The following is a 23,114-nucleotide window of genomic DNA, read 5'->3' as shown; positions in this document are numbered from 1 at the left end:
AAACCACAGGGAGGCCGTGGGGTTCAGGCCACGCGCACTGCAGGTGGCGGCACAGCTTCGGCCGGTGCTGGTGCGGGTGCCTCCAGTTGCTCGCGCAGATCCTGCCAGCGCGTGCGCGCCGCCGCCAGGTTGCGTTCCTTCACATGGCCAAAGCCGCGGATGCTGTCGGGCACCTGGGCGATCTGCAGGATCAGCTTGTGCGTATCCGGCGTGAGGCGCTGCAAGGCCTGCTCGATCAGGGCGCGATAGTCCCGGATCAGGGCACGCTCGGTGACGCGCTCGGGATGGCGGCCGAACACGTCGAGCGCACCACCGCGCAGGCCCTTGAATTTGGCCAGGAAGCGGAACAGCTGCATCATGCGCGGACCGTACTCGCGCTTGAGCAGTTCGCCCTTGGCGTTGGTCTTGGCCGAGCTGGGCGGGGCCAGGTGGTAGTGGATGGTGTAGTCGCCTTCGAACATGTCGGCGATCTTCTTCTCGAAATCGCCGTTGCTGAACAGGCGCGCCACCTCGTACTCGTCCTTGTAGGCCATCAGCTTGAACAGGTTGTGCGCCACGGCCAGCGCGATGCTGGTGCGCGGCTTGCCGCTGGGCAGGGCCGGCAGGGCGGCTTCGGCGGCAGCCACGCGGTCGACAAAGTCGCTGTACTCGCGGGCGTAGGCGGCGTTCTGGTAGTCGGTAAGGAACTCCACGCGGCGCTTGACCACGTCGGCCAGGGCCTCCGGCTTGCGGAAGGCGATGACCTGGCTCGGCGCCAGCAGCTTCTGCACGGCAGCATAGTCGTGTGCAGCGCGGCGGCCCCAGAGGAAGGCCTGCTTGTTCTTTTCCACCTGCACGTTGTTCAGCTCCATGGCGCGCAGCAGCGCGGCCTCGGAGAGCGGCACCCAGCCCTTCTGCCAGGCGTAGCCCAGGATCATGGGGTTGACGAACAGGGTGTCGCCCAGCAGTTCGCGTGCCATGGCTTCGGCGTCGAACAGGCCGAGATGTTCGGTGCCGACCACATCGGCCACGGCGCTGGCGCAGGCCTGTGCCGGGTTTTGCCACTGCGTGTTCTTCACAAACGCCGCCGTGGGGCTGGCGCTGCTGTTGAGTGCCACATGGGTGCGGCCCTGGCGCATGCGCGCCGTGGTTTCCTGGTGCGCGGCCACCAGCGGATCGCAGCCGAGGATCAGGTCGGCACCGGCCAGACTGACGCGCGTGGTGCGGATGGCGTCCTGATTGGCACCGATCAGCACATGGCTCCAGGTAGCGCCGCCTTTCTGGGCCAGGCCGGCGGCATCCTGTGTGACGATGCCCTTGCCTTCCAGATGCGCGGCCACGCCGAGCAGCTGGCCGATGGTGATGACGCCGGTGCCGCCGACGCCGGCCACCACCGTGCCCCAGACATCGGCCGGCTGTTCGCCCTGTGCAGCACGCAGCACGGGCAGCACCGGCTCGGGCAGATTGGCAAAGGCCGACAGGTCACGTTCGGGCGCTGCAGCACTGGTGGCCGGCGCCTTGCGCAACTGGCCGCCCTCGACCGTGACAAAGCTCGGGCAGAAGCCCTTCACGCAGGAGTAGTCCTTGTTGCAGGTGCTCTGGTTGATGGTGCGCTTGCGGCCGAATTCGGTTTCCAGCGGCTCCACGCTCAGGCAGTTGCTCTGTACGCCGCAGTCGCCACAGCCTTCGCAAACGGCTTCGTTGATCACCACGCGCTTGGCCGGATCCTCCAGCAGGCCGCGCTTGCGGCGGCGGCGCTTTTCGGTGGCGCAGGTCTGGTCGTAGATCATCACCGTGGTGCCGGGCGTTTCGCGCAGTTCGCGCTGCACTTCGTCCAGATCGTCGCGGTGGTACACGCGCGCGCCGCCGGGCAGGGTCACGCCCTGGTATTTCTCGGGCTGGTCGCTCACGATAACCAGCTTGCTCACGCCTTCGCTGACCACGCTGTTGGCGATCTGCAGCACGGTGTGGCCCTCCGGGCGCTCGCCCACGCGCTGGCCGCCGGTCATGGCGACAGCGTCGTTGTAGAGGATCTTGTAGGTGATGTTGACGCCCGCAGCGATGCTCTGGCGGATCGCCAGCAGGCCGCTGTGGAAGTAGGTGCCGTCCCCCAGGTTGGTGAACAGGTGCTTCTCGTTGGTGAACGGCGCCTGGCCGACCCAGGGCACGCCTTCGCCGCCCATCTGGGTGAAGCCGAAGTGCTCGCGGTCCATCCAGTTGACCATGTAGTGGCAGCCGATGCCGGCCATGCCGCGCGAACCCTCGGGCAGGCGCGTGCTGGTGTTGTGAGGGCAGCCGGAGCAGAACCAGGGTGTGCGGTCGCCGCCTTCGACGTGGATGGTCTTGAGCGCGGCTTCCTGCGCATCCAGAATCGCCAACTGTGCCTGCATGCGCGCCTGCACATCGGCCGGCACGCCCATCTTGATCAGGCGCCCCGCGACGGCACGCGCGATGATGGCCGGGTTCAGGTCGGCCGTGGCGCGCAGCAGGATGTGGTCGGACGGGTTGGGCATGCTCCACTCGCCGCCGCTCATGTCGCCTTCCATCTCGTCGAACTGGCCGAGCACGTTGGGACGCACATCTTCACGCCAGTTGTAGAGCTGCTCCTTGATCTGGTATTCGATCAGCTGGCGCTTTTCTTCCACTACCAGGATCTCGTCCAGCCCGGTGGCAAAGTCACGCGTGATGTGCGCCTCCAGCGGCCACACCACGCCCACCTTGTGCACGCGCACGCCGATGCGGCGGCAGGTGTCCTCGTCCAGCCCCAGATCCTGCAGCGCCTGGCGCAGGTCGTTGTAGGCCTTGCCGCTGGAGATGATGCCCAGGCGGTCGTTCGGCCCTTCGATGACGTTGTGATTCAGCCTGTTGGCGCGGATGTAGGCCAGCGCGGCATACCACTTGGTGTTGAACAGGCGCGCCTCCTGCTCCAGCGGGGGATCGGGCCAGCGAATATGCACGCCGCCGGGCGGCATCTCGAAATCGGGGATCACCACCTTCACGCGCCCGGGGTCGATCTCGACGCTGGCGCTGGATTCGACCACTTCCTGGATCGTCTTCATGCCGGTCCAGACGCCGGCGAAACGGCTCATGGCGAAGGCGTGGATGCCGAGGTCGAGGATTTCCTGCACGCTCGAAGGGAAGAACACCGGAAAGCCGCAGGCCTTGAAGATGTGGTCGCTCTGGTGCGCGGCGGTGCTGCTCTTGCTGATGTGGTCGTCGCCGGCGATGGCGATCACGCCGCCCCAGGGAGTGGTGCCGGCCATGTTGGCGTGCTTGAACACGTCCACGCTGCGGTCCACGCCTGGGCCCTTGCCATACCAGATGCCGAACACGCCGTCGAACTTCTGCTCTTCCTTGGGCGCATAGCCCAGCATCTGCGTGCCCCAGACGGCGGTGGCGCCGAGTTCCTCGTTCACGCCGGGCTGGAACACGATGTCGTGCTTGGCGAGGTGCTTGCTGGCGGCCTGCAGCATCTGGTCATAGCCGCCGAGAGGCGAGCCGCGGTAACCGCTGATGAAGCCGGCCGTGTGCTTGCCGGCGAGCTGGTCGCGCTGCTGCTGCAGCATCGGCAGGCGTACCAGGGCTTGCACGCCACTCATGAAGGCGTGGCCCTTGTCCAGGGCGTATTTGTCGTCGAGGGAAACCGTATCAATGGCGTGGCGCAGGCGTGCTGCGGCGCCCGGATCCAGGGGGGCGTTCATATCGCGTTGTCTCCTTGCAGGATGGGCCGGGTAGGCTTTTCCTGTGCGTGTTGTGTCTTTGGATTGCAGGGACGGGCCGCACTTGTGGCGCGGCACGACTCAGCCCGGAGTGTAAGGCTGAAGAAAGATCCCGGACACGGGGAGAAACGCTAAAAACGTGCTGCCGGCAGGGGGATTGCCCCGATCGGTGCGATCAGCGCGGCCACAGCACCCAGAGGTTGAGCGGCTGCTTCATGCGGTGCGCCAGATCGGCGGCTTCCTGGCTCCAGCCGGCGAAATAATCGGCGCGCACGGCGCCGCGGATGGCGGTGCCGGTATCCTGCGCCACCACCATGCGGTTGAGGTTGGCGGCGGGGCCTGTGGTGGAGAGCCACACTGGGGTGCCGTAGGGAATGCTCTCGCGGTCGACCGCAATCGAGCGGCCCGGTGTGAGCGGCACGCCCTGGGCGCCGCGCGGGCCGGCGTTGGTGTCTGCGCTGGAGATGGCTTCCTCGCGGAAGAACACGTAGCGCGGGTTGCTCCACAGCATCTCGTTGACCCGGCCGGGATTCTGCGCCGCCCATTGCCTGATGGCATCCCAGCTGCCGCCACGCCCGCCCTGCGACACCACCCAGGCGGAGGGGCTGCGGAAGGGCTGCTGGTTGGTGCCGGCAAAGGCCAGGCGCACGGCGCGCTCGCTGCCGTCGCGCTCGCGCACCTGCATGCGGCCGGAGCCCTGCACGTGCAGGATCATGGCGTCGACCGGATCGGCCATGTAGACGATCTCGCGACCGCGCAGTTCGGACTGGGCGGCCGGGGCGGTGTCGATCTGCTGACGTGTGAACCAGGGGCTGCGCGGCGCGCCGCTGGCCGGCACGCCATACAGCGGCACGCGGAAGCTGCCATTCGGGCTGCGGCTGGCGCGCATCACCGGTTCGTAGTAGCCGGTGAGCAGGCCGCTGGCGTCACCGCCGTGGCTTTCCACCCGGTAGGGCTGCAGGCGCTGCATCATCCAGGCGCGCTTGTCGGCATCGCTGGCGTTGCTCATGCGGCGCGCATCGTTGCAGACGCGGGCGAACACCGGGCCGGGCTTGGCGCAGCTGCGCATCCAGGCGCTCCAGGCCTCGCCGACCGGATCGCTGGCAAAGCCAGGCACGGTGTTCCATGCCACCGGCACCCAGCGGCTCTTGGCCTGGGTGATGGGCGTGCCGCTGATGCCGGGCGCGGCGGGCGGCTTGGTGGAGCAGCCGGCCATGAACAGGGCGGTGGCGATCCCGGTGGCAGCCAGCAGGCGCAGCGGGAATCGGATGTCGGACAGGCGGGGGAAGATGGCGGTGTTCGGCATGGGCTCTACTGTAGCGAAGCTTGCCTGCTTTTTTGGCAGGGTAGGCCCTTAACAGGATGTAACGCTAATGAAGGCAGAGGCAGAGGCAAGGGTAGTGCAGCAACACCGGCGATGCGGGAATGCCGCTTGTCGGATAATTTCTTCCATGAGCACGACGCTTCCCCACGATGCCGATCCCTTGGATCCCATGCCGCAACCGCCGGTGCAGCCGGATCTGGATGCCTGCTGCGGCAACGGCTGCGATCCCTGCATCTTCGATACCTATGATCTGGAGATGGATGCCTATCGGCAGGCGATGCGCGCATGGAAGGCGCGGCATCCCGAGGCACCTGAAGCCTGATCCACCCGGTTGGCCGGACAGCTGGCACGGATAGGGGGCTTGCGCTATGCTGCCCCCATGGAACCGCGCAAGACCCTGCTGATCGTCTACCACTCTCTCACCAACGGCACGCTCCAGATGGCCGAGGCGGCGCGCGCCGGTGCGCAGGCGGATGGCAGCGTGGAGGTGCGCCTGCTGCACGCCGGTGAGGCCGGGCCGGAAGAGGTGCTGGCGGCCGATGGCTATGTGTTTGCCACCCCCGAAAACCTGGGCGCCATGAGCGGCCTGCTCAAGGACTTTTTCGATCGCAGCTACTACGGCGCACTCGACCGCATCAACGGCCGGCCCTATGCCAGCCTGATCTGCGCCGGCAGCGACGGCCAGAATGCCGCACGCCAGATTGCCCGCATTGCCACCGGCTGGCGGCTGAAGGAAGTGGCCGAGCCGCTGATCGTCTGCACCCAGGCGCAGACGCCGGAGGCGATTCTGGCGCCCAAGACGATTGGCGCAGAGGATCAGGAGCAGTGTCGTGCTCTGGGCGAGGCCATGGCGGGGGGCCTGGCGATGGGAGTCTTCTAGGCGCGCACATGCCGCACGCGCGTAGCAGGCAGGCAATGCATCAACTGCTCGTCCTTGCGCGGCAGGCGCGCCGCTGACCAACTTCACGAGCAATCGAGCGCTTGCCCCGCACGCACCAGCGGCTTGGCGCTGCCCTGCGGTGTTACGCCGACAGCAGCCTGCGCCCCAATTTCTGCAACGGCGGCTGCACCCATTTTTCCACCCGTTTCGGCAGGTCCATGGGCTTGAGCAGCATGCGGATCACCTGCTCGATCGGCAGGCTGCTGCTCACCAGTTGGTAGGTGCGCTGGCTTTGCTGCTCGAAGCTGTCTTCGCGGAACAGCGGCGGGCGGTGCTGCCAGACATGGCGCAGCGCCACGTCCGAATCGCTTTCGCGCATCTCGGCCAGGCGCTTGTAGAGCACGCTGGCGATGCGTGCGCGGCTGAGCTTCTGGCTGGCCTGCAGCTCGCGGAAATACTGGAAGAAGTACTTGTAGTGCTGCACCTCGTCGGTGCGGATGCGGTTGGCCAGGTCGGCCAGCACCGGTTCGGTGGCGAGATTGCGCAGCGTTTCGTAATAGGTGGTGGTGCCGGTCTCGACCACGCAGCGCGCCACCAGTTCCAGCGTGCGGTCTTCCTCCAGTTCCTCGTCGGTGCACAGGGCGCCGTATTCGGTGAAGAAGGCGTCGAAGGCGGTCTGCCAGTCGAATTCGGGCCAGACCGTTTCCACGTAGGTGCGCAGCGCCAGCCCGTGCTGCAGTTCTTCCGGCTCCCAGCGCTGCTGCAGCCATTCGGCCACCTCGGGATAGGCGCTGTAGTGGCGCACCAGGTTGCGCGTGTACATGTCCGAGCCGGTTTCGATGAAGGACGCGCTGGTTACCAGGTAGAACAGGTCGCCATTGTGGCGGATGCGCGGGATGTCGATGCGGCTGAAGTCGATCTCGCTGATGTGCCAGCGCACCGGAGCGGGCGCCGTGCTTGCGGAAGAGGTGGGGGAGGATTGCATGCTGTTGTTCTTTTCGTCAATGGCCGGAGCCGGCCGGCGCGCCCGTCCTTGTGCGGGGCGCCGCTGGTGATTCCCTGTCGCCCATTTTGCCTAAAGGTGGCCTGCTGCAGGGGCAACAGTGGTATGCAAATGTGTCCATGGCGCGCACGCCGGAGGGACGGCGTGCCGAATTCGGGCCGGCCAGGTGCGCGGGGACAACAGAAGCTGTGTGCGGCCGGGACAGGGTGTCTGCCTGCACGGGCAGGCCCGCAATGCCACAATGGGGCTTTTTCCGCCTCACGGAGTTCCGCCATGCCTGCCAGCGCCGAAGCCGCCACCCGGCCCCATGCCCACGATCTGAGTGCCCACCTGCAGCCGCGTCCGCTGCCGGCCGAACTGCTGCAGGCGCTGCAGCAGCGCTTCGGTGCGCAGCTGGCTACCTCGCTGGCGCTGCGCGAACAGCATGGCCGCGACGAATCGGTCTACAACGTGCCGCCGCCCGATGCCGTGGTGTTTGCCGAAGGCAGCGAGGACGTGGCCGATCTGCTGAAGCTGGCCACGCATTACCGCGTGCCGGTAATCCCCTTCGGTGCCGGCTCCTCGCTCGAAGGCCACCTGCTGGCGGTGCAGGGCGGCATCAGCCTGGATCTGAACCGCATGAACCAGATCGTGGCCGTCAATGCCGAAGACCTGACCGTGACCGTGCAGCCCGGCGTGACGCGCAAGCAGATGAACGAGGCGCTGCGCCACGACGGCCTGTTCTTCCCGATCGACCCGGGTGCCGATGCCAGCATCGGCGGCATGTGCGCCACCCGCGCCAGCGGCACCAACGCCGTGCGTTACGGCACCATGCGCGAGAACGTGCTGGCGCTCGAGGTGGTGACCAGTTCCGGCGAAGTGATCCGCACCGGCACGCGCGCGCGCAAGAGCAGCGCCGGCTACGACCTGACGCGCCTGATGGTGGGCAGCGAGGGCACGCTGGGCGTGATGACCGAGATCACCCTGCGCGTGCATCCGCTGCCCGAGGCAGTGTCGGCCGCCACCTGCATGTTCCCCGGCATTGCCGAGGCGGTGCAGACGGTGATCCAGATCATCCAGCTCGGAGTGCCGATTGCGCGCTGCGAGTTGATCGACGCCAACTCGGTACGCATGGTCAACGCCTACAGCAAGATGGATCTGCCCGAGTCGCCCATGCTGCTGATGGAATTCCACGGCTCGCCCGCCGGCGTGGAGGAACAGGCCGCCACCGTGCAGGAGATTGCCAGCGACAACGGCGGCGCCGATTTTCAGTGGGCGGTAACGCCCGAGGAGCGCACCCGCCTCTGGACGGCGCGCCACAACGCGCTGTTCGCCGCGCTGGCTTCGCGCCCCGGCTGCCGCGCCATCAGCACCGACACCTGCGTGCCGATCAGCCGCCTGGCCGATTGCCTGCTGGTGTCGGCGGAAGAAACTGTGGCTTCGGGCATCCCGTTCTTTCTGGTCGGCCATGTGGGCGACGGCAATTTCCATTTCGGCTATCTGGTCGATCCCGAGGATGCCGACGAGTGCGCCCGCGCCGAGCAGCTCAACCATGCGCTGGTGAGCCGTGCCATTGCCATGGGCGGGACCTGCACCGGCGAGCATGGCATCGGCCTGCACAAGATGGGCTTTCTGCGCGACGAGGCGGGCGAGGGCGCGATTGCCATGATGCGTGCCATCAAGCAGGCGCTTGATCCGCACAACATCCTGAATCCGGGCAAGATTTTCAGTTGACGGGCTCGGCCTCGGGGCGGGTTGCAGGCAGGGTGGCTGCCGCTGGCGCGGGAGGGGTGGGAGCTTCCGGCACGGCCGGCGTGGCGGGTTCTGCGGGGGGCGCCGCTTCAGGCGCATCGGCCGGCAGGTCGCGCACCGGTGCCGTGGGCGGCACGGGGTAGGCGCCGAAGTAGTTGCTGCCCTGGCCGGTCACGGGCCACCAGTCCCACATCAGGCTGCTGCCGGTAACCGGCCACCAGTCCCACAGCGGGTCCACCGGGCGTGGCGTGGAGTGGCTGACCAGGATGCGGCGCGCGGCTTCGCTGGCCGCTTCGCCCTTGAGCGTGTCGACCACCGGCTCGTTCCACGGCCCGCTGATGTGCAGCACCTGCGTCGCGGCCGAATTGATCGATTCGCTCAGCAGCAGCTGTGCAAAATAGGTGCCCAGGCCGATGGCCGGATTCACCGCCGCAGCAATCAGCGCCGCGCCGCCCAGGTCGATCTTGGGCTGCACCAGCACGTCGAGGTTCAGCGTCTGTTCCAGCAGCGAGACTTGGCCGTTGACCTTCACATCGGCCATGGTGGTGCCGATGACTTCGGTATCGTCCGTCGTCACGATGCCGTTGTTGATACGCAGCATGCCGCCGACACGGTCGAAGGCAAAGCCCCGGCCGGGGTTGGCGCCCAGCTTGGACAGCGCCTGCAGGCTGAACAGGCTGATCAGCCGTGCCGCGCCCGGGTCGACCTTGGTGACACGGCCGTTGCGCACGTCCATGCGCACGGTGCCGTCCAGCGTGGCCATGTCGATCGAGATGGGCGAGCCGCGCCAGCGGATGGTGCCGGCCAGCACGCCCGCGCCGCCGGCCACCAGATCCTTCGCGCCGAAATGGTCGAGCATGTTGCCGAGATTGGTGGTCTCCAGCCGCACGTTCAGGGCCACGAAGCGGCGCGCCGGGGTGCCGTCGGGCAGGCGGGCGTTGCGCGGCTGGCCCCAGACGCCGCTGCCATGCAGCACGCTGTCGGGCACGGTGGCGGTGAGCTGGTGGATGCGCCAGCCGGTGCTGGCGTCTTCCGGTTCATCCACCAGCGGGGCATCGGCCACCATGGGAGTGGCGGAGTTGCTGGCCAGCAGCACCAGCTTGTCGAGCTTGTAGCCCAGCACGTCGACGTTGGTGGCCTCGATGTCCAGCGCCGGCAGGCGTTCCGGATCCTCGGTCTTGCGCACGATTTCCTTCACGTCTTCCACCTGGGCCGGCTCGATGATCAGGCGCGCCAGCCGCGCCTTGACGCTGCCCATGTTGTTGCCGCGTGGCTGCAGGTATTCGATATAGCCGTTGATCTGGCGCGAATCGAGCGTGAAGCGCCAGAGGCGGCCCTCGCGCGAGCCACCGATCACCAGGTTTTCCAGTTTGCGGTCGGCAATCTTGAGCGAGGTGGTCTGGATGGCGAGCACGCTGGGCAGGTAGCTCAGGTCGTCGCCGCTGCCGCTGTCCTGGCGGCTGCCGGCCAGCGCAGGCGCGGCGGAGATGCGCTGCAGCACCTGCTGCCAGGCGTCCACGTCCACCGCATCCAGCAGCACCAGCGCGTGCACGTCGCTCTCGGGCAGGGGTGGCAGGTTCTCGTGCGCGCGCTCGCCGATGGCGATACTGCCGCGCAGCACGCGCGGCTCCTTGCCGCGCACGTCGCGCACATAGTGCACCGACACCTGCTGGCCGGCGCGCACCAGCAGCCGGTCTTCGGCCGGCATCAGCTTGCCGTTGCGGTCGGTGTAGTTGCTGACCACCGTGTTTTCGATGTGCAGCGGCAGGCTGCCGGCTGCCGGCTTGGACAGCGGCGCCGGCAGGTTCAGCGCCATGCCGTTCAGGTCGGTGTCGATGGTGAGTTCGGGCGCGCCGCGGTCGAACTGCAGCCTGGCCTTGTAACGGCTGCGCCCCTGCATATAGCCGGCCAGCGGCGCCACGAAGCTGACCATGCGCTCCTGGCGCAGGCCCTCGGCGCTGAAGTCGCCCTCGGCGTTGAACACGATCTGGCGCTTTTCGCCCGGGCGCGTGGCGGATTTCAGGCCGCCGGCCAGCGTGGCGCTGCCGCCCAGCATGCGCGTGCGCACCTGGCGCAGCTCGAAGCCCTTTTCGGTGAAGGCGACCGCGCCGGTGCTGCCCGCCAGCAGCGGGGTTTCGGGCGTGATGCGCAGGTCATTGCTTTTGAGCACCACCTGGCCTTCCACCTTGGCGTTGTCCATGTGGTTGATGGGCAGGCCCAGCGCAATGGTCAGGTCGGTATTGCCGGTGGCCGTGGCCTTTTCCAGCGCGTGGTTGGCGATGACGGTAAGCGGCGAGGTGTTGGCCAGATGCAGTGCCTGCGAGAGCGGACCGGAGGCGCGTGCGGCCACGCCCACGGTCAGGTCGTGCGCCAGATCGGGCACGGTGGCGGCCAGCTCGTGCACCACCAGATCCGGCGCAGTGCTGAAGCGTGCCTTGGCATCGACGATCTCCAGCCGGTTGTGGTCGATGATGAGCTTGCCATTCAGGTGCGTGAGCGCCGGCCAGGGCAGATCGCCCGGCTTTTGCAGCTTCGGCGGCAGGAACTGGTAATTGGCGTTGACCAGCGGCACCTCGAAGCGGAACACGCTGGGCACCGGCTTGCCGTCCTTGTCGCGCTTGTTGGGAATATGGTCGAGATCACCCTTGATGGTGACCTTCGCATTGCGGATGTCGCCGTCACGCACGGCCAGCTGCACATACTCGCGCGCCATCTTGCCCAGCGACAGCGGCAGGTAGCGGTGGACGCGCTCGGCGCGGGCGCTTTCCATGGTGGCGCTCAGATCGAGCAAGCCGGGAAAACGGTTGGCGGCCGGCTCGTCGCCCACCAGTTCGCGCGTGCGCCACTCTGCCTTGAGCGAGCCTTTGGCATCGGCATTGGCAAAGCGCACCTCCGGCAGCGTGGCCTTGATGGCGTCGCCGTCGATCTCCCACAGCACCTTGGCATCGAAGCGGTCGAACGGCACGCGTGGCTCCTCGAACACGCCGGGCAGCACCACATTGCCCTTGCGCATGGCGATGTCCATGCGGCCGCCGCGCTCGGTCAGGTCGAAATCCACCGCGGCGCCTTCGACGCCCGGCGTGCCAGGCTCGAAGCGGTCCTTCTTGCGGTTGAAAGGTCCCTGGCGCGAGAGCCAGCCGATCTGTCTGGCCGAGCCCTTGGCGCTGTAGGCCGACGGCTGGTTGATGTTGCCTTTCCAGGTGAGGGTGATGTCGTCCAGATGGCCGCCGGGCTGGTAGGTTTCCAGCGCTTCCAGCATGGCCTCGCCCAGCGGCAGGCTACCCGCGAGTTCGAAGATGATGCCGAGATCCCAGTTGTCGCCCTGCACCAGGCCGCTGCTGTCGGGGCGCTGGGTACCGTTCTTCATTTCCACCCGCACGTTGCCGCCGGACCACTGGCGGTTGCTGAGCGTGGTGAAGGCCAGTTCCTGCGTGTTGAAGGTATAGGTGGAATTGGCCGGGGCACCCGGTGGATTCTTTTCTTCGGACGGCTTCTCGTCCGAGGCAAACTGCACGCTGAACATGCTGCGGATGTTCTTGAGTGCCAGCGGCGGCAGGCCCTGGCCCAGCGTCATGTCCACCTCGTCGAGCTGGGCGTCGACGGTGGCGGTGCTGCTGCGCATTTCCTTGAAGTCGGCCCACACGCGCATGCGGCCGTGGCCCTTGCGCAGATCCACGTTGTGGCCTATCTCCATGTAGCGGCGCAGCTGCGACACGTCCAGCTCGGGCATGTCGGCATAAGCCACGCCATTCCAGTTGCGCCACAGTGTGCGGTCGCCGAACAGCGGGTGCGACCAGTCGCTGATGAACAGGATGGGCTGGCCCCAGCCCTGCGGCGGCGTGGCGCTGATCTGCAGCGAATGCGAGGTGCCGGCGTTGGTCAGGCTGGCCTCCACCTTCGAGAGCAGCAGCGGGGGCTGCTGGCGCTGGTCGTCGGTCCAGCGGATGCTGCCGTTGTGAATGGCCAGCTCGGGCTGGGACAGCAGCCAGTTCAGCGCCGGGCCGGAATCGCCGCCCTTGCCCTGTGCCAGTCGCACGCCGGCCACGTCTACCGTGCCGTCGGGGTTGCGGCGCGCCTCCAGTTCGGGCGTGAACACCTGCAGCCGCTCGAAGCCCGAGCGCAGCAGCGCAGCCTGCAGCGAGACCACCGCCTGCACGCTCTGCACGCGCAGGCCATGGCGGCCGTTGCCGTCCTCGACCGTGAGCTGCTCCATGGCGATGGTGGGCTCCCAGCCCTGCTGCAGCACCACGATGCGGCCGATGCGCACCGGCTTGCCGAGCGCCTGGCTGGCGGCTTGTTCGATGCGCGGGCGGAAACTGTCGATGTGCGGCAGAATGGCATATTGCAGCACCACTGCAAGCAGGCCGAACAGCCCCAGCAGCAAGGCCGCCGTCAGCCACAGCCAGCGCAAGGCGCGCCGGAGCCAGGCCAGCCGGCGGCGCTTGGGAGGACTGGGGGGCGAGGCGACTTCCTGCATGGGCTCCGCAACGAGAAAAAAACGGGCATGAACAACCAGAGCAATCCCCTGCACACGCCGCACAGCACATTATCACCGGCACCGGCAGGCAGTCCAGGCGTGGTGCACCCTGTTACCGCCAGCCGTGCGCTGCATTCACGCTTCATCCAGCGCCTGCACCGCCGCTACGGGAAGGAGCTGCCGCTGCTCGCTCCCGGCCTGCCGGACCGCGACGGCATGCGCGCCTGCTACCGGACCCTGCGCGAACGCGGGCTGGACGTGGGCGGCGCCCTGCGCATGCTGCGCCAGCTGGTCATGGAGCGCCTGGCCGTGCTCGACTGCGACGCCGGCGCCCCCATGCCCGACATTGCCCTGAGCGTGACCTGGCTGGCCGAAATCGCGCTGGACATCGCCTGCATGGAAGCCTTCGAGCAGCTCGATGCCCGCTTCGGCGCCCCGCTCAAGCCGGACGGCAGCCGCTGCAAGCTGTGGATCATGGGCATGGGCAAGCTGGGCGCGCGCGAGCTCAACGTCTCCAGCGACATCGACCTGATCTACATCTACGAGTGCGATGGCGAAACCGGTGGCCGCCCCGGGCCCGATGGCCGGCCCAGCGGCGCCGGCCGCACCAGCTTCCAGGAATATTTCACGCGCGCGGTCAAGATCATCTACGCGCTGGTGGGCGAGACCACCGAGCACGGCTTCGTGTTCCGCGTCGATCTGGCGCTGCGCCCCAATGGCAATTCGGGCCCCACCGTGTCCTCGCTCGATGCGCTGGAAGAGTACCTGATGGTGCAGGGCCGCGAATGGGAGCGCTTTGCCTGGATGAAAAGCCGCTGCGTGGCGCCGCGTGCCAGCATCGAGGACGGCGCCGGCCAGGCGCTGCGCAACGTGGTGCTGCCCTTCGTGTTCCGCCGCTATCTCGACTACAACGTGTTCGAATCGCTGCGTGTGCTGCACCGCCAGATCCGCGACCATGCGGCCAAGCGCAGCGCCGGACGGCCCGAGCGCGCCAATGACGTGAAACTCTCGCGCGGCGGCATCCGCGAGATCGAATTCACCGTGCAGCTGCTGCAGGTGGTGCGCGGCGGCCAGTTTCCCGAGCTGCGCACGCGCCCCACGCTGGAGGCGCTGGAACGGGTGAGCCACGCCGGGCTGATGACGCCCGAAATCGCCGCCGAACTGGCCGAAGCCTACATCTTCCTGCGCCGCGTCGAGCACCGCATCCAGTATCTGGACGACCAGCAGACGCACCTGCTGCCCACCAACGAGGACGATCTGGAATGGATTGCCCACACCATGGGCTACGAGAGCGCCTGCCCCTTCCTGCAGGAGCTGATGCGCCACCGCGAACTGGTGGCGCGCGAGTTCGACGCGCTGCTGGGCGGCGACAGCGGCGAATGCAAAACCTGCCAGAAGAACGGCAGCGACATCGCCCGCTCGGCCGATGACATCGGCGAGCTGACCGCGCTGCTGGCCGCCACGCCGGTGCTGGCGCAACGCGTGGAGCAATGGCGCGAGCACACCCGCGTGCAGGCACTGCGGCTGGAGGCCCGTGCGCGCCTGATGCGCCTGATGCAGCGCACCGTGCAGTGGCTGCACGAGGATGGCCCGCAGCAGGGCGTGACCACCGAGGGCGTGCTGCGCTTCATCGACTGGATCGAGACGCTGTTGCGGCGCGAGAGCTATCTGGCCATGCTGCTGGAGCGCCCGGCCGTGCACGAACGCCTGCTGCGCCTGCTCGGCGTGGCCAAGTGGCCGGCGCGCTACCTGATCCAGCATCCGGCGGTGATCGACGAGCTGACCAGCAATGCCATGCTGGAAGAGCGCTTCAGCGCCGCCGATTTCCAGGATGACCTGCGCCGCCGCATCGAATCGCTGCAGTCCACCGGCGAAGACGACGAGGAATCGCTGCTCAACCTGCTGCGCCGCGCCATGCACGCCGAAACCTTCCGCACGCTGGCGCGCGACCTGGACGGCCGCCTCACGGTGGAGCAGGTGGCCGACGACCTGAGCGCACTGGCCGATGCCGTGCTCGCCATCGCCACGCGCTGGTGCTGGCAGCGCTACCTGCCGCGCGCCCGCAAGCTGGGCTGGAGCGGCCCGGACGATGCCGACATTGCCGACCGCTTCGCCATCATCGCCTATGGCAAGCTGGGCGGGCTGGAACTGGGCTACGGCAGCGATCTGGACCTGGTGTTCGTCTACGAAGACGACTGCGAACGCGCCGGCGAGGTCTATGCCGGCCTGGTGCGCAAGCTGATCTCCTGGCTGACCGTCAAGACCGGCGAGGGCGACCTGTACGAAATCGACACCGAATTGCGGCCCAATGGCAACTCGGGCCTGCTCAGCATCACGCTGGATGCCTTCGAGGCCTACCAGCTGCAGCGTGGCAGCAACACCGCCTGGGTGTGGGAGCATCAGGCCATGACGCGGGCGCGTTGCTGTTTTGGCAGCGCCCGCCTGCGCGCGCACTTCGAGCGCATCCGCAGCGCCGTGCTCACGGCCGAACGCGATCCGGCGGCACTGGCCGACGAGATCATCGCCATGCGCCGCCGCATGGGCCAGGCGCACCCGGCAGAGCCCGGCGTGTTCGAGCTCAAGCACAGCCATGGCGGCATGATCGACGTGGAATTCGTCACCCAGTACCTGGTGCTGCTGCACAGCCGCGAGCACCCGGCCATGATCGAGAACCGTGGCAATATCGCGCTGCTGGAGCGGGCCGACGACCTGGGCATCCTGCCCGGCCAGGTCGGTCACGCCGCCGCTGCCGCCTACCGCGAGCTGCGCCGCATGCAGCACCGCGCGCGGCTGGACGAGGAATCCACCGTGTTCCCGGAGGACATGCTGCAATCCCAGGCCGACGCCGGCCGGGCGCTGTGGCAGCAGGTGTTTGGCGCACCGTGGTGACGGTTACATGACGTTTCCGACTCGCCAGCAGGGATTTCAATCAAACGATTGATTTCGTGCTGTAATCCGGCCGTATGGCCACCCAGACAACTCCAATGCCATCCGACGAGCCAGCCCGCCCGGCCCGCAGCGATGGCCAGCTGGCCCGCGAGCGCCTGCTGGCCGAGGCGCTGCGCCTGTTTTCCGAGCAGGGCTTTGCCCGTACCTCCACCCGCGCCATTGCCCAAGCCGCTGGCGCCAACATCTCTGCCATCAGCTACTACTTCGGCGACAAGCAGGGTCTGTACCGCTGCGCCTTTCTCGAGCCCATGTCGGGCCACAATGTGCAGGCGCAGATCGATGACTGGAACCACCCCGGCCTGAGTCTGGAGCAGGCGCTGCACCGCTTCTTTAGTGGCCTGCTGGCGCCGCTGGAGCAGGGCGAGGCGATGCGCCACTGCCTGCGCCTGCATATGCGCGAAATGCTGGACCCGACCGGCCTGTGGCAGCACGAAATCGAGCACAGCCTGCGCCCCATCTACCACGCCTTGTGGGATCTGGTGGGCCGCCACCTGGGGCTGGCGCAGGTGGATGAAGACCTGCAGCGCCTGACGCTTGCCATGTGCGGCATGCCGATCCACCTGCTGGCAGTGCAGGACATGGTGCAGACCATCTGCCCCGCGCTGCAGCAAGGGCCCAGCCCGGTGGCACGCGCAGTGGACAAGCTGGTGCGTTACGCGCTGGCCCTGATCGACAGCGAGGCCCGTGCGCGCGGCCTGCCTTCTCCCGTTTCCGGAGCAACTTCATGACATCCCTGCAATTCCGAACCCTGGCCGCGCTGTCCGTGGCCGCCGTGCTGGCGGGCTGCGCCAGCGCGCCGCCGGAACAGGCCGAGGCTACTGCGCCCGCGCAATGGCGCGCGCCGCAAGTGGCCGGCGTGGCCGTGCTGCCGCATGGCGGCAATGTGCAGCAACTGCTGGGCTGGTGGCAGCGCTGGAACGATCCGCTGCTGGTGGATCTGATCGATGCCGCGCAGCAGGCCAGTCCGACGCTGGCCGGCGCTGCGGCGAAGATAGCCCAGGCCCGGGCCGGCGCTGTTGGCGCGCAGGCGGCCATGCTGCCGAATCTGGATGCGCAGGCAGGGGTGCAGCGTGGCACTTCCACGCAACCCGGCCTGGAGGGCACGGTGGTCAACACCGGCCAGGCCGGATTGCAGGCACAGTGGGAACTGGACCTGTTCGGCGGCCTGCGCCACGGCAACCGTGCGGCGCAGGCGCGGCTGCAGGGCGCGCAGGCGCAATGGCACGAGGCGCGCGTTTCGCTCGCGGCCGATGTGGCCAACCAGTATTTCGGGCTGCGCAGCTGCCGCAGCTCGCTCGACATTGCCGGGGCGGACGCCATCTCGCGTACGGAAACGGCGCGCCTGACCGGCCAGATGAGCAAGGCCGGCTTCACCGCGCCCGCCACCCACGCGCTGGCACAGGCTGGCGCGGCGCAGTCGCAGGCACAGCGCACCCAGATCGAGGCCCAGTGCACGGCCGCCGTGAAGGCGCTGGTGGCGCTCACGGCACTGGATGAGGACACGCTGCGCCGTCGCCTGGCAGCGGGCAGCCCGGGCAAGGCGCCCGGCCTGTCGCTGGACAGCGTGCCCGCCGCCATGCTGGCGCAGCGCCCCGATGTCTATGCCGCCGCCATGGCCGTGGCGGCGGCCAGCGGCGATGTCGGCCAGGCCGATGCCCAGCGCTACCCCCGCCTGGGTCTGAGCGGCAATATCTTCCGCACCCGGCTCGATGCGCCGCAGTTCGACCTGAGTGCCACCACCTGGAGCATCGGCCCGCTCTCGCTCACCATCCCGCTGTTCGACGGAGGGCGCCGCCGGGCCAATGTGGAAGCGGCCAAGGCCCAGTACGAAGCCGCTGCCAGCCAGTACCGCGCCACGGTGCGCAATGCTGTGCGCGAAGTGGAAACCGCGCTGTCCGACCTGCATGCCGCGCAGCAGCGCAGCAGCCAGACGGCCGCCGCCGTGGCCGGCTTCAACAAGGCATTTGTCGCCGCCAATGCCAAGTACAAGGCCGGCATGGGCAGCATGCTCGAACTGGAAGACGCCCGTCGCAGCCTGCTGGCGGCGCGCATGAGCCAGGCTACGCTGCAGCGCGAGACGCAGGCAGCCTGGGTGGCGCTCTACCGTGCACTGGGAGGCGGCTGGGAACCGGCAGCCAACCCGACCGATGCCGACAAGACCCTGGTTCGCAGTGGCGAGGCGGCGCGTGCCGCCCGCACGGCAGCCTCCACCCCCCAATCCGAAATCGCAGTCCAGCCATGAAACGCAATACCCTGATCGGCCTCGCCGCCGCTGCCGCCCTGGTGCTGGGCGGAGGCTACTGGATGCTGCAGCGCAGCTCGGTACCGGCCAGCGCACCTGCTGCCAGCGCGGTGGGGGGATCAGCCCCGGCCGGCAAGCCGGCGCTGACGGTGGAAGTGGTGCATGCCACGCGCGGCAGCGTGCCGCTCACGCTGGGTGCGAGCGGCAACATCACTGCCTGGCAGGAGGCGATTGTCGGCTCGCAGAGCAACGGACTGCGCCTGGCCGAATTGCGTGCCAACGTGGGTGACTGGGTGAAGAAGGGGCAGGTGCTGGCCGTCTTCGCTGCCGATACCGTCAATGCCGACGTGCTGCAGGCGCGGGCCGCCCTGCTCGAGGCCGAGGCGCAGGCAGCCGATGCGCGCTCCAACGCCGTACGCGCACGCAGCATTGCCGGCACCGGCGCCCTCAGCACGCAGCAGATCAACCAGTTCCGCACCGCGGAAAAGGCCACCGCGGCCCGCGTGCAGGCCGCCCGCGCCGCGCTCTCCTCGCAACAGCTGCGCCAGGGTTTCACGCGCGTGCTGGCGCCGGACAGCGGCGTGATCTCCTCGCGCAGCGCCACCGTGGGCGCCGTGGTGCCCGCCGGCACCGAACTGTTCCGCCTTGTGCGCCAGGGCCGGCTGGAGTGGCGGGCCGAGGTGGTCGGCCAGGATCTGGCCCGCATCCGCAGCGGCCAGCGTGCACTGGTCACCAGCAACGCCGGCACTTCGGTGGAAGGCACTGTACGCAGCATCGCACCCACGCTGGATCCGGCCAAGCGCGTGGCGCTGGTGTATGTAGACCTGCCCGGTGGCACCGACAACGGCGGCCTGAAGGCAGGCATGTATGCCAGCGGCCAGTTCATCCTTGGCGAGGCGGATGGCTGGCTGGTGCCGCAGACCGCCGTGGTCTCGCGCGACGGCTTCAACTACGTGTTTGCCGTCTCGCCCCAGGGCAGGGTGCTGCAGCGCAAGGTGACGCTGGGCGCGCGCCAGGGCGAACTGGTGCAGGTGCTCGAAGGCGTGGACGGCGAAATGCCGCTGGTGCGCGCCGGGGCCGGCTTCCTCAACGATGGCGACATCGTGCGCGTGACCCGCGCGCCGGCGGTGGCCGCATCGGCCGCCTCGGCGCCTGCATCCGCTGCCAGCCAGCCCTGACCCGCAAGGCAGACCCATCGTGAACGTCTCCGCCTATTCCATCCGCAACCCGATTCCGGCCATCCTGCTGTTTGCGCTGCTGACCCTGGCGGGCCTGCTGGCGTTCAAGAACACCATCGTGCAGGATTTTCCGGACATCCAGCTGCCCATCGTCACCGTCACGGTGGCGCAGCCCGGCACCGCGCCGGCCCAGCTCGAGACCGAAGTCGCGCGCAAGGTCGAGAACTCGGTCGCCACGGTGTCGGGCATCAAGAACATGTACACCACGGTGCTCGATGGCGTGGCCACCACCACGGTGGAATTCCAGCTCGAGAAGAACATCACCGATGCCGTGACCGAGGTGCGTGATGCCGTCTCGCAGATCCGCTCCGACTTGCCGGCCGATGTGCGCGAGCCCATCATCGCCAAGCTGCCCACGGCTGGTCGCGTGGTGGAAGTGCATGCGGTGCAGCTCAAGCCCGGCACCGGCTGGGATGTGCAGCAGCTGAGCTGGTATGTGGACAACACGCTCAACAAGCGCCTGCTCAACATCAAGGGCGTGGGCGCGGTCAAGCGCGTGGGCGGCGTCACGCGCGAGGTGCAGGTGATGCTGCAGCCCGAGCGCATGCAGGCGCTGGGCGTGACGGCGGCTGACGTGTCGCGCCAGATTGGCCTGGTGCAGCAGGATGCGCCCAGCGGACGCGCCGAAGTGGGCGAGGGCGAGCAGAGCGTGCGCACCGTGGCCTCGGCACGCAGCGCCGAAGAGCTGGCCCAGCTGCAGATTCCGCTTGCCAGCGGTGGCACGGCGCGTCTGGGCGATGTGGCCGAGGTGCGCGATACCGTGGCCGAGCCGCGCGCCGAGGCGCTGGTCAACGGCAAGCCGGTGGTGGCGGTCGAGATTTTCCGCTCCAAGGGTGCGAGCGAGGTGGACGTGTCGCGCGACATCGGCAAGGCCATGCAGGAGCTGCAGCAGCAGAACCCCGATGTGCTCATCACGCGCGTGATCGACAACGCCACCCCGGTCGAAGAGAACTTCGATGGCAGCATGCATCTGCTGTACGAGGGCGCCATCCTGGCGGTGCTGGTGGTGTGGCTGTTTCTGCGCGACTGGCGTGCCACCATCGTGGCGGCCACGGCGCTGCCGCTGTCCATCATCCCCACTTATCTGGGGCTGGCCTATTTCGGCTATACGCTCAACGGCGTGACGCTGCTGGCGCTGGCGCTGGTGGTCGGCGTGCTGGTGGATGACGCCATCGTCGAGATCGAGAACATCTCGCGCCACCTGGCCATGGGCAAGACGCCGTTCCAGGCGGCGCTGGAGGCGGCCGACGAGATCGGCATGGCGGTGATCGCCACCACCTTCGCGCTGGTGTCGGTGTTCCTGCCCACTGCCTTCATGAGCGGCATTTCGGGCATGTTCTTCAAACAGTTCGGCTGGACGGCGGTGCTGGCGATTCTGGCCTCCCTCGCGGTGGCGCGCCTGCTCACGCCGATGATGGCGGCCTACCTGCTCAAGCCGCACAAGGGTGCGCGCGTGGTGGAGGAGCACGGCGACGTGCCGCCCGACCAGTCGCACGACGGCCCGGTGATGCGCTTCTACATGCGGCTGATGCAGTGGTGCCTGCGCCACCGCCTGGTCACCATCCTCGCGGCCATCGGCTTCTTTGTGGGTTCGCTGATGCTGGTGCCGCTGCTGCCCACCGGTTTCGTGCCGCCGGCCGACCGCGGCCAGACGCAGATCACCATCGAGCTGCCGCCGGGCAGCACGCTGGCGCAGACGCGCAGCGTGGCAGAGACGGCGCGTGTGCAGCTGGCGCGCAACCCGAACGTGGTGAGCGTGTACTCCTCCGTGGGCGGTGGCTCCAGCGGCGACGGCTTCAAGCCCGGTGCGGCGGCCGAGGTGCACCGTGCGGTGCTCACGCTCAACCTGGTGCACCGCGACGCGCGCAGCGCCAGCCTGGCCGACATCGACGGCCAGATCCGCGACGTGCTCGACAGAATTCCCGGCGCACGCTTCCAGGTGGGCAGCGGCGACATGGGCAGCAAGATGGAACTGGTGTTGCTGGGCGATGATCCGGTGGTGCTGACGCAGGCCGCGCGCGAGGCCGAGCGCCAGCTGCGCACGCTGGAAGGCGTGGGCGGGGTCAGTTCCAGCGCCGCGCTGGTGCAGCCCGAGCTCATCATCCGGCCCGACTTTGCCCGTGCGGCGGATCTGGGCGTGTCCACCGCCGCCATTGCTCAGACTGTGCGCGTGGCCACGGCTGGCGACTACGATCAGCAATTGCCCAAGATGAATCTGGCCGACCGCCAGGTGCCGATCCGCGTCAAGCTGCCGGATGAAGCACGCACCAGCGTGGCCGACATCGAGCAGCTGCTGGTGCCCAGCCGCGCCGGCATGATCCCGCTGGTGAACGTGGCCAGCGTCAGCCTGGAAAGCGGGCCTTCCGTCATCAACCGCATCAACCGCAGCCGCAGCGTGCGGCTGGAAGTGGAGCTGGGCAGCCGCACCTTGGGCGAGGTGAACGAGGAGGCGCGCGCCCTGCCCGCCTTCCGCCAGCTGCCGCCCGGCGTGCGCATTGCCGAACTCGGCGACGCACAGGAAATGCAGGACCTGTTCAACAGCTTCGGCATCGCCATGCTGATTGGCGTGCTGTGCATCTACGGCGTGCTGGTGCTGCTGTTCCACGACTTCATGCAGCCGGGCACCATCCTGGGGGCATTGCCCATGGCCATCGGCGGGGCCTTCGTCGCGCTGCTGATCACCGGCAAGGCCCTGTCCATGCCCAGCATGATCGGCCTGATCATGCTGATGGGCATTGTCACCAAGAACTCGATCCTGCTGGTGGATTACGCCATCCTGGCGCGTGAAGCGGGCAAGAGCCGCACCAATGCCCTGATCGACGCCTGCCACAAGCGCAGCCGCCCGATCGTGATGACCACCATCGCCATGGGCGCGGGCATGCTGCCGCTGGCGCTGGGCATGAGCAAGGGCGACCCCAGCTTCAACTCGCCCATGGCCATCACCGTGATCGGCGGCCTGCTCACCTCCACGCTGCTGAGCCTGCTGGTGGTGCCGGCGCTGTTCACCTATGTGGATGACCTCAAGCTGTGGATGATGCGGCGCCTGGGGCTGCGCGAAGCAGTGCGCAAGCAGACCACGCCGCAGGAGGCGACTGCGGCTGGGGACTGGAGCGGGGCTGCACGCGCTCCCATTGCGGCCGCTGCCGCTCCTGCTTCGGCGAGTGATCCTCCCCGAGACAGTGGCCAGCCGCCTGTCCGGTGAGCCCGCCATCATGTGGACCTTGACCTTCAAGGCGCTGCTGTCGGCCGTGCTGATCGTGGCCATCGCAGAACTCGGCAAGCGCAGCAGCTTCTGGGCGGCGGCGCTGGCTTCGCTGCCGCTCACCTCGCTGCTGGCCTTCGTCTGGCTCTACCTGGATACCGGTGATACGGAAAAAGTGGCAGCCACTGCAGGGAGCATCTTCTGGCTGGTGATTCCCTCGCTGCTGCTGTTCGTGCTGCTGCCCTGGCTGCTGCGCAGCGGCTGGGGGTTCTGGCCGGCGTTGCTGCTGTCGTGCGTGGCGACGGCGCTGGCGTATGCGCTGATGGTGTGGTTGCTGCCGCGCTTGGGGATCATGCTCTGATCGGACCGG

At 68.0% G+C, this 23,114-nt stretch carries 13 protein-coding genes; 9 read left to right on the top strand and 4 right to left on the bottom strand.

Features of this window, described 5'->3' with window-relative positions; translation table 11 throughout:
* Window positions 1-23: 23 nt before the first annotated feature.
* Both ACX36O_RS12980 and mltA read right to left on the bottom strand, forming a co-directional pair.
* Entirely contained in the window at window positions 24-3,680 is a 3,657-nt protein-coding gene (locus ACX36O_RS12980) for an indolepyruvate ferredoxin oxidoreductase family protein (RefSeq protein WP_488359870.1), read from the bottom strand.
* Between the two features lie 193 nt (window positions 3,681-3,873).
* The gene (gene mltA / locus ACX36O_RS12975) at window positions 3,874-5,004 is read right to left on the bottom strand and encodes a murein transglycosylase A (RefSeq protein WP_213362129.1); all 1,131 of its coding nucleotides are present in this window, start codon (window positions 5,002-5,004) and stop codon (window positions 3,874-3,876) included.
* Window positions 5,005-5,149: 145 nt separating this feature from the next.
* Between mltA and ACX36O_RS12970 the strand changes: the two genes are divergently transcribed.
* Window positions 5,150-5,344, top strand: coding sequence for an oxidoreductase-like domain-containing protein (locus ACX36O_RS12970; RefSeq protein WP_213362128.1), 195 nt, complete (start codon window positions 5,150-5,152; stop codon window positions 5,342-5,344).
* Between the two features lie 57 nt (window positions 5,345-5,401).
* Window positions 5,402-5,902, top strand: a complete 501-nt coding sequence (locus ACX36O_RS12965) for a flavodoxin family protein (protein ID WP_213362780.1) — start codon at window positions 5,402-5,404, stop codon at window positions 5,900-5,902.
* A gap of 142 nt (window positions 5,903-6,044) precedes the next feature.
* Here the strand turns inward: ACX36O_RS12965 and ACX36O_RS12960 are convergent, their stop codons facing one another.
* On the bottom strand, window positions 6,045-6,887 hold the full coding sequence (locus ACX36O_RS12960) for a ferritin-like domain-containing protein (protein ID WP_213362127.1): 843 nt from the start codon (window positions 6,885-6,887) through the stop codon (window positions 6,045-6,047).
* 291 nt (window positions 6,888-7,178) lie between these two features.
* Here ACX36O_RS12960 and ACX36O_RS12955 point away from each other — a divergent pair, with 291 nt between their 5' ends.
* Window positions 7,179-8,618 (top strand): FAD-binding oxidoreductase, encoded by a 1,440-nt coding sequence (locus ACX36O_RS12955; protein WP_371698707.1) that lies wholly within the window; start codon window positions 7,179-7,181, stop codon window positions 8,616-8,618.
* On the opposite strand, the gene ACX36O_RS12950 is transcribed toward ACX36O_RS12955, so the two are convergent.
* Window positions 8,611-13,113, bottom strand: coding sequence for a YhdP family protein (locus tag ACX36O_RS12950; RefSeq protein WP_488359869.1), 4,503 nt, complete (start codon window positions 13,111-13,113; stop codon window positions 8,611-8,613). The two genes, ACX36O_RS12955 and ACX36O_RS12950, sit on opposite strands and share 8 nt — an antisense overlap.
* 27 nt (window positions 13,114-13,140) lie before the next feature.
* Between ACX36O_RS12950 and glnE the strand changes: the two genes are divergently transcribed.
* From glnE to ACX36O_RS12920, 6 genes are all read left to right on the top strand, one after another.
* Window positions 13,141-16,002, top strand: a complete 2,862-nt coding sequence (glnE, locus tag ACX36O_RS12945) for a bifunctional [glutamate--ammonia ligase]-adenylyl-L-tyrosine phosphorylase/[glutamate--ammonia-ligase] adenylyltransferase (protein WP_488359868.1) — start codon at window positions 13,141-13,143, stop codon at window positions 16,000-16,002.
* Between the two features lie 95 nt (window positions 16,003-16,097).
* Window positions 16,098-16,790: a CerR family C-terminal domain-containing protein gene (locus ACX36O_RS12940; RefSeq protein WP_488359867.1), complete on the top strand. Its 693-nt coding sequence runs from the start codon at window positions 16,098-16,100 to the stop codon at window positions 16,788-16,790.
* Window positions 16,787-18,304, top strand: coding sequence for an efflux transporter outer membrane subunit (locus ACX36O_RS12935; protein WP_488359866.1), 1,518 nt, complete (start codon window positions 16,787-16,789; stop codon window positions 18,302-18,304). Before ACX36O_RS12940 ends, ACX36O_RS12935 begins: the two co-directional genes overlap by 4 nt.
* Window positions 18,301-19,482, top strand: coding sequence for an efflux RND transporter periplasmic adaptor subunit (locus ACX36O_RS12930; protein WP_488359865.1), 1,182 nt, complete (start codon window positions 18,301-18,303; stop codon window positions 19,480-19,482). Before ACX36O_RS12935 ends, ACX36O_RS12930 begins: the two co-directional genes overlap by 4 nt.
* A 19-nt stretch (window positions 19,483-19,501) precedes the next feature.
* The gene (locus ACX36O_RS12925) at window positions 19,502-22,744 is read left to right on the top strand and encodes an efflux RND transporter permease subunit (protein WP_488359864.1); all 3,243 of its coding nucleotides are present in this window, start codon (window positions 19,502-19,504) and stop codon (window positions 22,742-22,744) included.
* A gap of 10 nt (window positions 22,745-22,754) precedes the next feature.
* A complete protein-coding gene (locus ACX36O_RS12920) occupies window positions 22,755-23,105 on the top strand; it encodes a DUF3147 family protein (RefSeq protein WP_213362119.1) in 351 nt (116 codons plus the stop codon).
* Window positions 23,106-23,114: the final 9 nt, after the last annotated feature.

The organism is Brachymonas sp. KE5, from assembly GCF_057773645.1.
This window is presented reverse-complemented; position numbering and strand designations above follow the sequence as displayed.

Coding starts and splice junctions, on each gene's coding strand:
- ACX36O_RS12980 (WP_488359870.1), bottom strand. CDS start 3,680: ATGAACGCCCCCCTGGATCCGGGCGCCGCAGCACGCCTGCGCCACGCC.
- mltA (WP_213362129.1), bottom strand. CDS start 5,004: ATGCCGAACACCGCCATCTTCCCCCGCCTGTCCGACATCCGATTCCCG.
- ACX36O_RS12970 (WP_213362128.1), top strand. CDS start 5,150: ATGAGCACGACGCTTCCCCACGATGCCGATCCCTTGGATCCCATGCCG.
- ACX36O_RS12965 (WP_213362780.1), top strand. CDS start 5,402: ATGGAACCGCGCAAGACCCTGCTGATCGTCTACCACTCTCTCACCAAC.
- ACX36O_RS12960 (WP_213362127.1), bottom strand. CDS start 6,887: ATGCAATCCTCCCCCACCTCTTCCGCAAGCACGGCGCCCGCTCCGGTG.
- ACX36O_RS12955 (WP_371698707.1), top strand. CDS start 7,179: ATGCCTGCCAGCGCCGAAGCCGCCACCCGGCCCCATGCCCACGATCTG.
- ACX36O_RS12950 (WP_488359869.1), bottom strand. CDS start 13,113: ATGCAGGAAGTCGCCTCGCCCCCCAGTCCTCCCAAGCGCCGCCGGCTG.
- glnE (WP_488359868.1), top strand. CDS start 13,141: ATGAACAACCAGAGCAATCCCCTGCACACGCCGCACAGCACATTATCA.
- ACX36O_RS12940 (WP_488359867.1), top strand. CDS start 16,098: ATGCCATCCGACGAGCCAGCCCGCCCGGCCCGCAGCGATGGCCAGCTG.
- ACX36O_RS12935 (WP_488359866.1), top strand. CDS start 16,787: ATGACATCCCTGCAATTCCGAACCCTGGCCGCGCTGTCCGTGGCCGCC.
- ACX36O_RS12930 (WP_488359865.1), top strand. CDS start 18,301: ATGAAACGCAATACCCTGATCGGCCTCGCCGCCGCTGCCGCCCTGGTG.
- ACX36O_RS12920 (WP_213362119.1), top strand. CDS start 22,755: ATGTGGACCTTGACCTTCAAGGCGCTGCTGTCGGCCGTGCTGATCGTG.